We start from the raw sequence: 15,284 nt of genomic DNA, 5'->3' as shown, positions 1-15,284 counted from the left end.
GAGATGTCCGGGAGCCTTCTCCGAGCGCGACGAACTGCCGTCCCCCATGACCAGTACCCCATCGAAGTCGGCGAGGCGTTCGGCAGCGAGTTGGGCGCCCAGAACGTGCGCCGGACGCCCCGCCAGCAGCCAACCGGCGATCGCGACGGGCAGGGGCTCGGCGCATCCCGCGCCCACTGTCACTCCGTAGCCGCTCAGCGACCATGAATCCAAGGCATGGTCGGCGTCACCGGGCACCAGCACAGCCAGCGCCTCGGCGTCCCGGCACACCAGATCCACCCCGCGGCGAGCGGCGCTGCGGATGGTGTCAAGGTCGCGGGTGGCCCCGGTGGCCACGTCCGGCATCAGCAGGGGGGCGGTGGGCAGAAACGCGATCCGGGCCGAGCCCACCCCGGGACTCAGCCCTCCTCCGGTTTCTTCGCCACGGCGCCCTTGAGAGTCCCGGCGGCCTCGGTGGCCTTCTGGGATGCCGCAGCGGCCGCGCTCTGGGCGTGGCTGACTGCGCCGGACACCGCCCCGTCGACCTTCGCCGTGACCGCGGAGGCGCCGCCACCTGTTTTCTCGTCGATGGTGTCAGCCACCTTGTCCAAGGCAGCGGCGATCTTGTCTCCCTGCTCGTCGGCTGCGGCCACCGCCTTGTCCACCAGGTCGTCGGCCTTCTTCTTCATCTCGTCGAACGTGCTCACAGATGTCTCCTTCGCCGGGATCCGCGCGGCGTCCCCAGGATAGGGAGGACAATCGGGGGGTGTCGAACGAGACGACCCCGGTGCTAGCGATCGTGGGACCCACCGCGTCCGGCAAGTCGGCACTGGCGATGCGGGTAGCTGAGCGGTGGGACGCCGAGATCGTCAACGCCGATGCCTTCTGCGTGTATCGCGGGATGGACATCGGAACAGCCAAGCCCAGCCCAGGCGACCGCCTGGCCGTGCCGCACCACCTCATCGACACCCATGATGTCGAGGACCCACTGGATGTCGTCTGGTTCCGCGACCGGGCCCGCGAGGCCATCACGGCTGTGCGAGACCGCGGCCGGACCCCACTGCTGGTCGGTGGGTCGGGGCTCTACGTACAAGCGGTGCTGGACGATCTGCGGTTCCCGGGGACCGACCCGGTCGTGCGTGAGCGTCTCGAGGGTGAGTTGCGGGGGGTGGGTCCGGAGCGGATGCACGCCCGGCTGGCTGAGGTCGACCCGGCCGCCGCGGCCGCGATCCTGCCCACGAATGCCCGCCGGATCGTGCGCGCCCTGGAGGTCAACGAGATCACCGGCGAACCGTTCACAGCGACACTCGCCACAGGCGGGGAATGGACGCCCACCCTGCGCGTCGGGTGGGATCCAGGAACGGACGCCGTCGACCGGGCCATCGGACTGCGGGTCGATCAGATGTGGGACGCAGGGCTGGTCGGTGAGGTGCTCGGCCTCGCGGAGCGCCTGCGGCGGGCCAGGACCGCATCGCGTGCGGTGGGCTACCGGCAGCTCCTCGACGCACTGGACCGCGGCGACGATCCGGACACCGCCCGTGAGCAGGTTGTCGTCGCCACCAGGAGGCTTGCCCGCCGCCAACGTTCCTGGTTCCGGCGTGATCAGCGCGTTCGCTGGGCGGAATCCCTGTCGCAGTTCGAGGCGATCCTTGGCACTCTAGAGCCATGAGTACGCGCAGAGTCGCCTTCACCAAAGGCCATGGCACGGGCAATGACTTCGTGCTGCTTGCCGACCCGCGCGACGAACTGCAGGTCACGCCGGAGGCGGTGCGGGCGGTCTGCGACAGGCGGTTCGGGATCGGTGCGGACGGCCTGATCCGGGTCGTCCCGGATGGCGACAGCTGGTTCATGGACTACCACAACGCCGACGGGTCGATCGGTGAGATGTGCGGCAACGGTGCCAGGGTGTTCGCCGCCTTCCTGCACAGGGAGGGTTTCGTGGACGGTGACGAGTTCAGCATCATCACCCGCGGTGGCAGCCTGCGGGTGCGCATGGACGCGGACATCACCGTCGACATGGGCCCGGCCAGGAACAGTGACTCGGCGGTCACGGTGCAGGTCGGTGACCGGGTGTGGCCAGCAGATGCTGTCTTCATGCCCAACCCCCACGCGGTCACCTTCGTCGACGAGCTGGACGACGTGGGGGACCTTCACGATGCGCCGACTGTGCGGTCGTCGGTGTTCCCGGAGGGTCAGAACGTCGAGTTCGTGGAAGTCCTCGAACCCGGCCGCCACGCGCGGATGCGGGTGCATGAGCGCGGTGTCGGGGAGACCCTGTCCTGCGGCACCGGGATCTGCGCGGTCGCGGACCGGGTGCTGGCGCGGGCGGGGGTCGAAGGTCCGGCCGAAGTCCGGGTGGATGTGCCGGGCGGGAGTCTACGGGTGACACGCACTGCACACGGCACGCTGGATTTGACCGGCCCCGCCGTACTGGTAGCCGATGGCACCCTCGGCGAGGATCTCTCGGAGTTGTTCTTGTGACCGACCTGCGTATTGAAGATCAACTGGCCGATCGTGAGGCGCTGCGCCGCGTCCCGGGGCTGTCGACCGAACTCGAGGACATCACCGAGGTCGAATACCGGCAGGTCCGCCTGGAGCGGGTGGTCCTGGTGGGGGTGTGGACACATGGCAGCGTGCAGGACGCTGATCGGTCACTGGCCGAACTCGCGCGGCTGGCCGAGACCGCCGGTTCGGTGGTGCTCGAAGGGGTGACGCAGAGGCGCTCAGTGCCCGACCCGGCCACCTACGTGGGATCCGGGAAGGCCCGGGAACTGCGTGACATCGTGCGGGCCACCGGCGCCGACACCGTGATCTGCGATGGGGAACTCACCCCCGGACAACTGCGCAAACTGGAAGCCGTGGTGGGGGTGAAGGTCGTCGACCGCACCTGGCTGATCCTGGACATCTTCGCCCAGCATGCGCGCAGCAAGGAGGGCAAGGCACAGGTCGCCCTGGCGCAGATGGAGTACATGTTGCCCCGGCTGCGCGGTTGGGGGGAGGCCCTCAGCCAGCAGGGCGCGGGTATCGGCACCCGTGGACCTGGCGAGACCAAGATCGAGACCGACCGCCGTCGCATCCGCGCGCAGATGACCCGGCTGCGTCGCCAGTTGCGCGGGCTGGACCGGGTGCGCTCGTCCAAGGCGGCCCGACGTCGCCACTCCGACGACCCCTCCGTGGTGCTGGCCGGCTACACCAACGCCGGCAAGTCGAGTCTCTTGAACCGGCTCACCGGAGCGGGCCTGCTCGTGGATGACGCGCTGTTCGCCACACTGGATCCGACCGTCCGCCGAGGCCGCACGCCGTCGGGCCGGAACTTCACCATCACTGACACCGTCGGTTTCGTGCGGCACCTGCCCCACGAACTCGTGGAGGCCTTCAAGTCCACGCTGGAAGAGGTCGCCGCGGGCGACCTGCTGCTCATCGTCATCGACGGCACCGACACCGACCCGTTCGGGCAGTTGCAGGCCGTGCGTGACGCGATGCGGGACAGCGACCCCCACCGGGCAGAACTGGTAGTGGTCAACAAGGCCGACGTGGCCGACGCGGATATCCTGGCGCAGATCCGGCGCGAGATCCCGGCGGTCCTCGAAGTCTCCGCGCTCACCGGCGCCGGGATCGATGACCTGCTCACCGCCTTGGACGAGCGCCTGCCCGATCCGCGCATGAGCGTGGACCTGGTGATCCCCTACGAGCGCGGCGATCTCGTCGCACGGATGTACGCGGTCGGTACCGATGTCAGCGTGGACCACGAGGAGCGCGGGACCCGGGTGCGCGCGAAGGTGCCCGCGGAACTGGCCGCCGCGATGACACGGTCCGCGGTCGATGGCCAGGAGTCACTGGAACACGAGGGTCATACACAGGCCGGTCCCTGACCGGGGCGCATGCCTGCCAGACTGAACCGGTGACCTCGGACCTGCAGCACCTCCTCGACCTGGTGGTCAGCGACCTGCACGGCAGCAGGCGCCCCGGGCAGCAGGAGATGGTCCAACTCACGGCGGACGCTCTGTCCTCGCAGCGCACCGTGCTGATCCAGGCCGGCACCGGTACGGGCAAGTCGGTGGGGTATCTGGTGCCCTCAGTGGCGCATGCCGCCGCAGCCGAGCCGGGGAGATCGCGGGTGGTGGTGGCCACCGCCACCCTGGCGTTGCAGCATCAGCTCGTCGAACGGGACCTACCGCGGGTGGTCGCGGCCCTGGCTGATGAGTTGCCACGCGAGGTGCGTTTCGCGACCCTGAAAGGCCGGAGCAACTACCTGTGCCTGGCCCGCACCGCAGGCGGCGAGGACGCCGATCAGCAAACCCTCGACCGCACGGAACTGGAACGCCAGGCCGAGCGCGTGCGGGCGTGGGCAGGGCGCACAGGGACCGGGGATCGCGATGAACTCGAGGACGTCTCGGGCCTGGTGTGGGGTGCCTACTCGGTCACCGCGTTGGAGTGCTCACGCGGCTCGGGGTGCGCTTTCGTCGAACAGTGCTGGGCTGAGAAGGCCATCGCCGAAGCGCGTGCTGCTGACATCGTGGTCACCAACCACACCCTGCTGGCACTCAACGCGGTGCAGGAGGCCATCGTCGGGGAGCACGACGCCGTAGTCGTCGATGAAGCCCACGCCCTGCCGGCAGCCCTGCAACGGGCGGCGACCAACGAGTTGAGTGTGGAGGCGGTGCAGCGGGCGGCGCGGCGGACCCGCGCAGCCGGCTGCGCCGAAGAGGCCGATCGCCTGTTGGACAGCGGTGACGCTCTCGAGACCGTACTGCAGGTGTGGGACGCGCCGGAGGGCCGGCGACTGGCCGATCTGCCGGCGCCAGTACTGCAGGCTCTGACGGCGGTCCGGGAGGCCGCGAGCATCGCTGGGGCGGCCCTGCGGCGGTTGACGCAGGGGGACGCTGCAGCGCGGCAGCGGGCCCTGGGCGGGGTGGAGGAAGTGGCCGATGCAGCAGGTGAACTGCTGTCCGCCGACGAGTCGCGAGTGATGTGGCGCCGGCGCGACCGCCTGGTCGTCCTTCCGCTCGACGTCTCCGGGGTGGTCCGCGACGGGATCATCGGGGAGAGGGCGGCGGTGTTCACCTCGGCCACGCTGCAACTCGGCGGGTCGTTCGCCACGGTCGCCGAGCAACTCGGCCTGCGCAAAGGGGAGTGGGTGGGACAGGACGTCGGCAGCCCGTTCGACTACTCCGCGCAGGGGATCCTGTTCGTGCCGGACCGGCTCGCGCCCCCGGGGCCCGGCTGGCCCACCCCGCAGGCGCTCGGCACCGCCTGCGATCTGGTCGTGGCAGCAGGTGGCCGTGCCCTGGTGCTGATGGCCTCCTGGGCCGGTGTGGCGGCGATGGCCGATGCACTTGGTGCGGTGGTCCCCGGCGACCTCATCGTCCAGAAGCGGGGAGAGCCGACGGGTCCGTTGATCCGGTCCTTCTCCGAGCAGGAGGACAGTGTCCTGGTGGGGACCCTGGGGTTGTGGCAGGGGGTCGACGTACCTGGCGCGGCGTGCACCCTCGTGGTCATCGACAAATTGCCGTTCCCGCCGCCGACCGATCCTGTGGTCAGCGCTCGACAGGCCGCTGTGGACGCCCATGGTGGCTCGGGATGGATGCAGGTATCCCTTCCGCAGGCTGCCGTGACACTCGCCCAGGGCGCTGGCAGGCTCATCCGGACCACGCAGGACCGCGGTGTCGTGGCGATCCTCGACAGCCGGCTGGCGAATCGGCGCTACGGCAGCTACCTGCGCCGGAGTCTGCCGCCGTTCACATTCATGACCGACACCGCGAAGGTGTGCGAGGCCCTGCGCCGCCTCGATGCCGGCCTGAGTACCTAGATCCGGCGCAGGACCGCGACGACCTTGCCCAGGATCTGGGCCTGGGAACCGTCGATGGGTTCGAATGCGGGGTTGTGCGGCAGCAGCCAGACGTTTCCGTCCCGGCGCTTGAAGGTCTTCACCGTGGCCTCGTCGTCGAGTAGCGCCGCGACGATGTCGCCGTTCACGGCATCGGGTTGGCGGCGCACCACGACCCAGTCGCCGTCGCAGATCGCTGCCTCCACCATGGATTCGCCTACGACGTTGAGCAGGAACAACTCGCCGTCGCCCACGAGTTCCGCGGGCAGCGGGAAGACCGATTCCACCGACTGCTCGGCAAGGATGGGCCCGCCCGCAGCGATTCTGCCGATCAGGGGGACGTATCGCGGTGTCGGCTTGGCGTCCCCACTACCGGTCACGTCGATGTCGCCGGGGGAGAGAACCTCGAGGGCACGTGGCCGATGGGGATCCCGGCGCAGATAGCCCTTCCGCTCGAGCACCTTGAGCTGGTAGTTCACGCTCGAGGGGCTGGTCAGGCCCACGACCTCGCCGATCTCGCGCACCGACGGCGGGTACCCGCGGGTCTCCACCGCGTGCTTGATCTCTTCCAAGATGCGGCGCTGGCGTTCGGTGAGGCCATCGGCGCCGGCGGGGGCGTCGGGGAGTTCAACGACTTCGGACTGTTCCCCAGCAGGGTCCACCTGCCCGCTGCGGGCGGTTCGCGACATGTCAGCCTCCTCGTCTGTGGACCCGGACGAACGTCCGTTCCAGGTGTCACGCTAGCGGGCTGCCGACCGAATATCAAACATGTGTTCGACATCTGTGGAAACGTGTCGCACCCTTCTGGTAGACATCGAACATGCGTTCATGAAGAACGTGTGTTCGATTGATAGGAGTGATCATGGCTACCATCAGCGCTTCCCCCGGGATGGTCCGTGGATCCCTGCCCTGGGCGCGCACCCGGGGTCGTGCGGTCGGCCTCGGAGAACCCGTCCACCCGCCGGAGCCGGCAACCGGTGACGTGCCAGTGCCGGTCACCGACGCGTTCCCATGGCGGCTCGTCGCGGCCATGGTGACCGCCTTCGTGGCGACGCTGTTCTTGAGCGGCCCCATCTCGCAAGGGGCGACATCCGTGGTCGCTCGAGTGCCCGCCGCGGCTTCGGCGGTGGCCCCGGAGTCCGTCGCCCATCCGGCCCGCACGGTCGCAGCGGGGGACACCCTGTGGGCGATCGCTGAGGACTGGACGCCGCAGGCGGACCCGCGCGCGACGGTCGAGGCGATCCGCTCCCTCAACGGTCTTTCCCCTGAGCATCAACTCCAGGCCGGCGAGGTCCTGCTGCTACCGGTCGGCTCCTGACGCGCCGGTCTGGAATGGGGCGAATGGGACAGGCCGCGACACTGTCGCCGAAGTGCTTGCGCGCAATGCGTGAGGCGCATACGGTTGCCACCACATGTAGTACTTACACCGATGTGATTCATCCACAGGTTGTGGTCGGCTCGGCACAGGTTGTCCCCAGGAAATCCGCCGCCGCGTCCACAGCACACCGCGTAGATGGCCCGCGGAGGTCGTGGCACCCGCCAGGTTTGGAGACCAGATGCACTGCCCGTTCTGCCGAAGCGACGACTCCCGGGTCGTCGACTCCCGGCTGGCCGACGACGGCGCGGCCGTGCGGCGCCGTCGGCAATGCATGGCGTGCCAGCGCCGTTTCACCACCATTGAAGTGGCCGCGTTGAACGTGGTGAAGCGCTCCGGCGTGGTGGAGCCGTTCCGGCGCGAGAAGATCATCAGCGGCGTCCGGAAGGCGTGCCAGGGCCGGCCGGTCTCCGAGGACGAACTCGCCGTCCTGGCCCAGCAGGTCGAGGACACGCTGCGGGACGTCGGCAGCGCGGAGGTGCCGGCGCACGAGATCGGGCTGACCATCCTGGGTCCCCTCCGCGACCTCGACGAGGTCGCCTACCTGCGTTTCGCGTCGGTGTACAAGGCGTTCGACTCGCTCGAGGACTTCGAGCAGGAGATCGCCGCATTGAAGGCCAGCACACCGCGCAGCGGTGTCCGGAAAGTGCGGATCGATATCACCGAGGGGCACAAACGAGCCCTCGCCACTGTTGTCCAGAAGGAGGACACATGACCGACCAATCCATGCCCAGGGCTCGCACGGCGGGTGCGAAGGGCTCCGAGGTGACCGTGCAGACCACTGGTCTGACGATCGAGCGCCTGTACACGACCCCCGGCGTGCACCCCTACGACGAGGTGGAGTGGGAACGCCGGGACGTGCTCCAGACCAACTGGAAGACCGACGAGGTCGTCTTCGAGCAGCGCGGGGTCGAGTTCCCGTCCTTCTGGTCGATCAATGCTTCGACCATCGTGACCACGAAGTACTTCCGCGGGGCGTTGGGCACCGATCAGCGGGAGTGGAGCCTCAAACAACTCATCGACCGGGTGGTACTGACCTACGTCAAGGCGGGCCGTCAGCACGGGTACTTCGCCACCGAGCAGGACGCTGAGGTGTTCGAACGCGAACTGACGTGGATGCTGCTCAACCAGGTCTTCTCGTTCAACTCCCCGGTGTGGTTCAACGTGGGGACCAATTCCCCGCAGCAGGTCAGCGCCTGCTTCATCCTGTCGGTCGACGACACCATGGATTCGATCCTGAACTGGTACCGCGAGGAGGGCCTGATCTTCAAGGGCGGCTCGGGCGCCGGGCTGAACATCTCGCGCATCCGCTCGAGCAAGGAGTTGCTGCGCTCCTCCGGCGGCACCGCCTCGGGTCCGGTGTCGTTCATGCGCGGCGCCGACGCCTCGGCCGGCACCATCAAGTCCGGCGGGGCCACTCGGCGGGCGGCCAAGATGGTCGTGCTCGACGTGGACCACCCGGACATCGAGGAGTTCATCGAGACCAAGGTCAAGGAGGAGGAGAAGATCCGTGTCCTGCGCGACGCCGGCTTCGACATGGACCTCGGCGGCAAGGACATCACCAGCGTCCAGTACCAGAACGCCAATAACAGCGTGCGCGTGTCCGACGAGTTCATGCGGGCCGTGGAGACCCGCGACGAGTTCGGTCTGCGGGCCCGTACCAACGGCGAGGTGATCGAGACCCTCGACGCCAAGGCCCTGTTCCACCGCCTGGCGGAGGCCGCGTGGGCCTGCGCCGACCCCGGCATCCAGTACGACGACACCATCAACGACTGGCACACCAACCCGGAGACCGGGCGGATCACGGCGTCCAACCCGTGCTCGGAGTACATGTCGCTGGACAACTCCTCGTGCAACCTGGCCTCGTTGAACCTGCTGAAGTTCCTCAAGGAGGACGGCAGTTTCGATGCCGCCACCTTCGGCAAGGCCGTGCAGCTGATCATCACCGCGATGGACATCTCGATCTGCTTCGCCGACTTCCCGACGGAGTCGATCGGTCAGACAACGCGTGATTACCGCCAGCTCGGCATCGGCTTTGCCAACCTGGGCGCGCTGCTCATGGCCTGCGGCCTGCCCTATGACTCCGATGCGGGGCGGGCTCTGGCCGGGTCCATCACCAGCCTCATGACCGGCGCCGCGTACAAGCGGTCGGCGGAACTGGCGGGCGTGGTCGGGCCGTACGAGGGTTTCTCGCGCAACGCTTCCGCGCACGCCCGTGTGATGCGCAAGCACGCCGCCGCGACCGACAGTGTGCGATCGGTGTCGTCCCTGGACGGTGACGTCCTGCGTCTGGCCTCCCAGATGTGGGAGGAGGGCAACAGCATCGGGGCCACGAACGGCTGGCGCAACGCGCAGGCCAGCGTGCTGGCACCCACCGGGACCATCGGCTTCATGATGGACTGCGACACCACGGGCATCGAGCCGGACTTCTCGCTGGTGAAGTTCAAGAAACTGGTCGGTGGCGGGTCGATGCAGATCGTCAACCAGACGATCCCGCGTGCGCTGGCCAAACTCGGGTATGCGGAGGAGACCGTCGAAGCCATCGTGGAGTACATCGCCACGCACGGACGTGTTGTGGTCGCCCCCGGGCTCAAGCCCGAGCACTACCCGGTGTTCGACTGTGCGATGGGTGAGCGCGCGATCAGCCCGATGGGTCACGTGCGGATGATGGGCGCGGTCCAGCCGTTCCTGTCCGGCGCGATCTCCAAGACGGTCAACATGCCGGAATCGGCCACGGTGGAAGAGGTCGAGGAGATCTACTTCCAGGGCTGGAAGATGGGTCTGAAGGCGCTGGCGATCTATCGCGACAACTGCAAGGTGGGCCAGCCGCTGTCGGATGCGAAGGCTGAGAAGAAGGCCGCGCCCGCCGAGGTGGTCGTCGAGCACCGCCCGGTGCGCAAGCGGCTGCCGAAGGTCCGTCCGAGCCAGACCATCTCGTTCAGCGTCGGCGGCGCCGAGGGCTACATGACGGCCGGTTCCTACCCGGACGACGGCCTGGGTGAGGTGTTCCTCAAACTCGGCAAGCAAGGCTCGACGCTGGCCGGTGTGATGGACGCGTTCTCCATCGCCACCTCGATCGCTCTGCAGTACGGCGTTCCGCTGGAGGCGTTCGTCTCCAAGTTCGTCAACATGCGCTTCGAGCCGTCCGGGATGACCGACGACCCGGACATCCGCATGGCGCAGTCGATGATGGACTACATCTTCCGGCGGCTGGCGCTGGACTACCTGCCCTACGAGAAGCGTGCGGCGCTGGGCATCTTCACCGCCGAGGAGCGTGCCGAGCAACTCAACGAGTCCGGCGGCCACGCGGCGCAGTCACCGACGGCCGCGCCGGAGCTTGTCGAGGAAGATCTCGGACCGGCCACGGCAGAACGCAAGCTGGGCGCCACGAGCGTGCCGAGTTCGGTGCACTCATCGGCTGAACTGCTCGAAGCGATCACCGGCAAGACCGCCGACGCGCCGCTGTGCATGACGTGCGGCATCAAGATGCGTCCGGCCGGTTCCTGCTACGTGTGCGAGGGTTGCGGCTCTACCAGCGGCTGCAGCTGACACAGTCGGGGGAGGGCGGCTCGGTCCACGAAGACGGGTCGCCCTCCCTTTTTCAAGCCGGATCAGCCGCGGGGGGACGCTCCGGGTGGCCAGCCAGGAGCCGGCGATCACCAGCGGGAAACCGATGAGCATCCCCGTGGTGACCTGCTCGGACAACACCAGCACGCCGAGCACCAGGGCCACGGCCGGGTTGATGAAGGTGATCACGACCGCGCGCACAGGCCCGGCCGCGGCGATGAGCCGGAAGAACAGGATGAAGGCCAGTGCCGTGCAGACCAATCCGAGAACGAGCAGCGATCCGATGGTGGCTGCCTGCAGCGGCATGGCGGCCACCAGCGCTGGACCGCCCGGGGGCAAGTAAGCGATCGTCACGATCAGCACGGAGACCGTGATGGTGCCCAGGGCCGGCGCCGGGTTCTGCTGTCGGTCGATGATGATGGGTGCGATGGCGTAGCACGCGGCCACGGTCAGCATCTCGAGGATGCTCAGCGGGTCCAGATGTCCGCCGCGGGCGTCGAATCCCACCAGAGCCCCCACGCCGATGACCCCGAGTCCCATCCCTGTCAGCCGTACCGGTGCCAGATTGCGGCGGTCGCCGAGCAGGGCGGTGAGGACCGCCCCGATGATCGGCACAGCGGCCAGCAGCAGGCCGGCCAGTGCGCTGGAGATGCGCACCTCGGCATGGCCCAGCAGCACCCATGGGATGCCCATTTCCAGGACTGCGAAGATGGCGGCGGGCCGCCAGTGGCGCAGAGCCGGCCTGAGTGCGCCGGTGTGCAGGGCCAACGGGAGGAGCACCACCAGTGCCAGTGCAGTGCGGCCCAGCACCATGGCCGCCGGCGGGACCTCGGCGACGGTGATCTTGATGAAGAGGTAGGGCAGGCCCCAGATGACCGACATCGCCACGAACAAGGCCCAGGCCTGAGTCGACATGTGGTCATGGTGATGGGCGCGCGCACCGTCCGCGGCCGGGGTCGTGGGTGCGGACGGTGGCTCGGACGGGAGAGCCATGGGCCTGATCCTATGAGCCTGATCGCGCACAGGGGCCACCTGCGTGGGCCTGGGGCAAAGACCTGTCCAGCGGCCTCACCAGCCGAGCGGGGCCGGGCTGGCAGAGTGGACCTCGTGAGACTCGACGTCATTGGTGACCACGATCCGCGGGTGCCCTCATGAACGCGTTCCTCGACAGCGGAGAGGTTCTGCTACATATCGGTCCGCCCAAGACCGGCACCACCGCGCTGCAGCACTCCCTGGCTCAAGCCCGGCCGGAGTTGAAGGCGCAGGGTGTGCTGTATCCGGGCAAGCGGTTCTCTCACTGGACGCCTTCATGCTCCGCGCTCGGCATCGCCACCACGGCCCATCCAGCCGACCCGCCGGTCGCGCCCGAGGTGTGGCAGAGGTTCATCGCCCGTGTCGCCCGGCGCAAGGACCGGGCGGTGGTGTCCAGCGAGCAGTTCGCCGACGCCGCCCCTGCCCTCGCCACCAGGATCGTCGACGACCTCGGCGGGCCGGGTGCGGTGCGGGTTCTGCTGACCCTACGGCCCTTGGCCCTCATCCTGCCGAGCTCGTGGCAGCAGTCGCTGAAGTCGGGGGCCCCGAAGCCGCTCCCCGGGCCCCTGCGGCATGCGAAGTCGCGGGTCGTGAAGCCGTACGAGCACTGGTTGCAGGAGACGCTCAGAGGGAAGAACGCCACGTTCTGGGGCCGCTTCGACTACTCGGGTTTGCTCGCCCGGTGGGCGCAGATCGTGGGTGCGGACCGGGTTGCAGTGATCGTGGTGGACTCCGGTGACCCATTGCGGATCCTGCGCGACGCCGAGGGCGTGATCGGACTCATCCCCGACACGCTGCAACGGGTCACGACCAAGACCAATCGTTCGCTGACCTACGAAGAGGCGGCCCTGGTGCGCCAGTGGCTGGTGGAGCTGGAGCGCAAGGCACCCATGCCCACCGAGCAGTACCACCAGTGGATCCGGCGCGGGGCCTTGTGGGGTCTGGTCGACGGCCGCCAGCCCGGCGTGGACGAACACGCCATCCGGACACCGGCGTGGGCGCTGGAAGAGATCGACGCGCGGACTGCGGCGATGACCGCAGCGATCCGGCAGTCCGGCGCAGCGGTCTACGGAGACCTCGACAGCCTGGTGGTGCCGGCAGCCCCGTCGGCGGATGTCGAGGGCGAGGTCAACACCGTGCCGGTGGACGTGGCCATCCAGTTGCTCATGGGCTTGGCCACTATGGCAGCCAAGGACGCCAGCCACCGCTGACCGGCGGTCAGGGCAGCGGGAAGGTGGTGGCTTTGTCGCGGGTGACGGTGACGACGCCGTCGGTCACGGAGATCCCGGGTGCGGTCTCGCCGGCGGCGAGCACGCTGATCCAGGTCCGTTTCTTGCCCTTGCCGATGATCCCGCCCCGTTGCAGGGTCGTTCCTTTGACCAACTCGCCGTAGCCGTTGGTGAACCACCCGTCCGCCCGGCTGCCGCCCGGGCGGTACGTGCGGACCGTGCCCCCGCCCCGGAACAGCATCCGGGCCTGGGCTGTGGGGGAGACCAGGATGGCGCCCCGCGATGACGTCGACACCTTTACACCGTTGGGCACCTGCCAGCGCTGGTCGGCGCGGATGCGCTTGCGGGCCTTGATCGTGTCCACAACCACCAGCGAGTCGAGGGCGGTGTCGTAGTACACGCAGCGGGTGATCCGGGCGGCCAGATAGGTCCGGTCCTTCAGGCACGTGCGGCCGTACGGGTCCTCGGTGGCCGCCAGCACCGACGATCCGGTGGAGGCGGCCTGCGAGGCCACCAGCGGGAGTCCCAGGGTGCCGGTGGCGGACTTCTTCTTCGGCTTCTTCTTGGGCTTCTCCGTCACGCGGATGACGCTGTGGCCGGAGCGGCTGACCATGTAGTCGCGTATGGCCGAACTGTCGTAGCGATACGGACCCGGATCGCCCACGAACTCGGTGCCGTAGCTGTTGAACGTCACCGAGCCGAGGTCGCTGTGCACGTGCGCCGTCACGTAGGGCCGCGACACGCGCACCGAATAGAACGTGGGCCGGTGCCCGTCGACGTTGGTCCAGCTGTTGCGGCCGAAGACATAGCCGCCGCTGAAGACCTCGTACAGCGACTGCGGGGGCGCGCCCTCGGCCCCCTCGGTGGCCGCCCACCGGGCCTCGGAGTCGGGGGCGAACCACTTGGGAGCCAGGGTCGCCCGATGCGTGTCCCCGGTCATGACCAGGTGGAAGTTCGGGTCCACGGCTGCCGCGAGGAAGCGCTGCACGCGGTTGGTGGCGGCGTAGACGCGGTCGTACGGCACCCCGCAGCGGTCGTAAATGGGCGCGAGGTTCTGCAGCAGCCGCAACGTGTAGTAGGCGTACCACGGCGAGCCCTCGCGGTCGCTGCCGTCGTTGAGGATCAGATAGTCGGCCAGGCGGTCGAGGTTCGCCGCAGCCCGGTCGCGCTGCTCGGTGTCGCCGAGGTAGCAGAAGGCCGCCAGCGCCGCACCCTGGGAGTGGATCCCGGTGTTGTTCGTCCCGCTGCCGATCTTGAAGGTCCTGATCTGGGTATTGGCCTCCTTACGGGTGGCCTTCACGAACTTGGCGCCGTTGCTGATGTCGGAGGCGCAGGTCAGCGTCCACAGGCGTTCGCCGGCGATGATCGGCTGCGTCACCGACCAGGTCCGCTGCTTCTTCTTGCGGTGCTTGCCCAGCCAGTCACCGATGAGCCCGAAGAACCTGTCCACCATTGCGGTGTCGTCGCGGCGCGCCCCGGTGTACAGCAGCGGCACTGCCCAGTGCAGACCGTTGACGTGGGTGTTGCCCGAGCCGTCGAGTGTCTTCTGGGGCTTCCAGTCAGGTTTGGTCCCGAGCCGGTAGTAGCCGTATTGCCCGAGATCGACGATGCCGTCGTCCATGATCGAGTCCGCCTCCGCGGCATCCCCCTTCCGGTTGGGGATCAGCAAGCGGCACCAGGCGTCCTCGCGGATGTTCTGCCCCATGGGAATGCCGTACGGGCCGGGAGTCGCGCTGGGGGTCGGGGTCGTGCTGGGGGTTGGGGAGGTGCTGGAGCTCGGGGAGGTGCTGGAGCTGGGCGTGGCCGACGGATCGGGGTCGCCGGGAGCCGCCAGGGCGCCTTGCGACACGCCCGCGGTCAGGGCGAGCACTGTCAGCACGATCACCGGTGTGCGCATACCTTTGTCCTATCAGAGTTCCCGCGGATGGCAGGTGAGCCCAGCCACCAATGCCCCATCTTCGGACGACAGCGGCGCCAAGGGAGTTCCCGTGCAACCGAAAGAGGCCGAGCAGATCGTGGAATTGCTGCGAGCCCGGCGCATCATGGCGCATGTGCACCCCACGGGTCTACAGAAGCGCGCGATTCGCGTCGTGCTGCCCGGTGGTCGCGAGGCGATCTGGGACGCGGACTCCGCGGCCGGTCTGGAGGCACAGATCCTCGCCGATGGCATGTTGGTCGGCTTCGTCCCGCTCATCGCGGGGTCGGAGGACTTCGACGCCACGCAGGCCGCGCAGGCCATCGCGACGGCCGACTACGGGCTGGGATAACTGACCGC

General features: G+C 68.4%; 12 protein-coding genes. 8 read left to right on the top strand and 4 right to left on the bottom strand.

The window, feature by feature from the left end:
- Positions 1–398 precede the first annotated feature (398 nt).
- Entirely contained in the window at positions 399–686 is a 288-nt protein-coding gene (locus IPG68_10165; protein MBK6763598.1) for an antitoxin, read from the bottom strand.
- Positions 687–688: 2 nt separating this feature from the next.
- Here IPG68_10165 and miaA point away from each other — a divergent pair, with 2 nt between their 5' ends.
- From miaA to IPG68_10145, 4 genes are read left to right on the top strand one after another with little or no spacing between them, the layout of a single operon-like run.
- Positions 689–1,648 carry a tRNA (adenosine(37)-N6)-dimethylallyltransferase MiaA gene (miaA, locus tag IPG68_10160; protein ID MBK6763597.1) on the top strand — a complete coding sequence of 320 codons (960 nt, stop codon included), beginning with the start codon at positions 689–691 and terminating at the stop codon, positions 1,646–1,648.
- Positions 1,645–2,460, top strand: a complete 816-nt coding sequence (locus tag IPG68_10155; GenBank protein ID MBK6763596.1) for a diaminopimelate epimerase — start codon at positions 1,645–1,647, stop codon at positions 2,458–2,460. Before miaA ends, IPG68_10155 begins: the two co-directional genes overlap by 4 nt.
- Positions 2,457–3,851, top strand: a complete 1,395-nt coding sequence (gene hflX / locus IPG68_10150) for a GTPase HflX (protein MBK6763595.1) — start codon at positions 2,457–2,459, stop codon at positions 3,849–3,851. Before IPG68_10155 ends, hflX begins: the two co-directional genes overlap by 4 nt.
- A gap of 29 nt (positions 3,852–3,880) precedes the next feature.
- Positions 3,881–5,788, top strand: coding sequence for an ATP-dependent DNA helicase (locus IPG68_10145; GenBank protein MBK6763594.1), 1,908 nt, complete (start codon positions 3,881–3,883; stop codon positions 5,786–5,788).
- On the opposite strand, the gene lexA is transcribed toward IPG68_10145, so the two are convergent.
- Entirely contained in the window at positions 5,785–6,495 is a 711-nt protein-coding gene (gene lexA / locus IPG68_10140) for a transcriptional repressor LexA (protein MBK6763593.1), read from the bottom strand. The two genes, IPG68_10145 and lexA, sit on opposite strands and share 4 nt — an antisense overlap.
- A gap of 173 nt (positions 6,496–6,668) precedes the next feature.
- On the opposite strand from lexA, the gene IPG68_10135 reads away from it, so the two are divergent.
- Positions 6,669–7,124 carry a LysM peptidoglycan-binding domain-containing protein gene (locus tag IPG68_10135; protein MBK6763592.1) on the top strand — a complete coding sequence of 152 codons (456 nt, stop codon included), beginning with the start codon at positions 6,669–6,671 and terminating at the stop codon, positions 7,122–7,124.
- Positions 7,125–7,362: 238 nt separating this feature from the next.
- Positions 7,363–7,896, top strand: coding sequence for a transcriptional repressor NrdR (gene nrdR, locus IPG68_10130; protein ID MBK6763591.1), 534 nt, complete (start codon positions 7,363–7,365; stop codon positions 7,894–7,896).
- 2,696 nt (positions 7,897–10,592) lie between these two features.
- Here the strand turns inward: nrdR and IPG68_10125 are convergent.
- Positions 10,593–11,663 (bottom strand): DMT family transporter, encoded by a 1,071-nt coding sequence (locus IPG68_10125; protein MBK6763590.1) that lies wholly within the window; start codon positions 11,661–11,663, stop codon positions 10,593–10,595.
- A gap of 236 nt (positions 11,664–11,899) precedes the next feature.
- Here IPG68_10125 and IPG68_10120 point away from each other — a divergent pair, with 236 nt between their 5' ends.
- Complete coding sequence (locus tag IPG68_10120; protein MBK6763589.1) at positions 11,900–12,991, top strand: hypothetical protein; 1,092 nt, start codon at positions 11,900–11,902, stop codon at positions 12,989–12,991.
- Between the two features lie 7 nt (positions 12,992–12,998).
- Here the strand turns inward: IPG68_10120 and IPG68_10115 are convergent, their stop codons facing one another.
- Positions 12,999–14,906: a heparinase II/III family protein gene (locus IPG68_10115; GenBank protein ID MBK6763588.1), complete on the bottom strand. Its 1,908-nt coding sequence runs from the start codon at positions 14,904–14,906 to the stop codon at positions 12,999–13,001.
- A gap of 91 nt (positions 14,907–14,997) precedes the next feature.
- Between IPG68_10115 and IPG68_10110 the strand changes: the two genes are divergently transcribed.
- The gene (locus IPG68_10110) at positions 14,998–15,276 is read left to right on the top strand and encodes a hypothetical protein (protein MBK6763587.1); all 279 of its coding nucleotides are present in this window, start codon (positions 14,998–15,000) and stop codon (positions 15,274–15,276) included.
- Positions 15,277–15,284 lie beyond the last annotated feature (8 nt).

The sequence above is a fragment of the Micrococcales bacterium genome (assembly GCA_016703125.1).
GTDB lineage: Bacteria > Actinomycetota > Actinomycetes > S36-B12 > UBA10799 > JADKAV01.
Note: the sequence above shows the minus strand (reverse complement) of the source record. Positions and strands in the feature narration are given on the sequence as shown.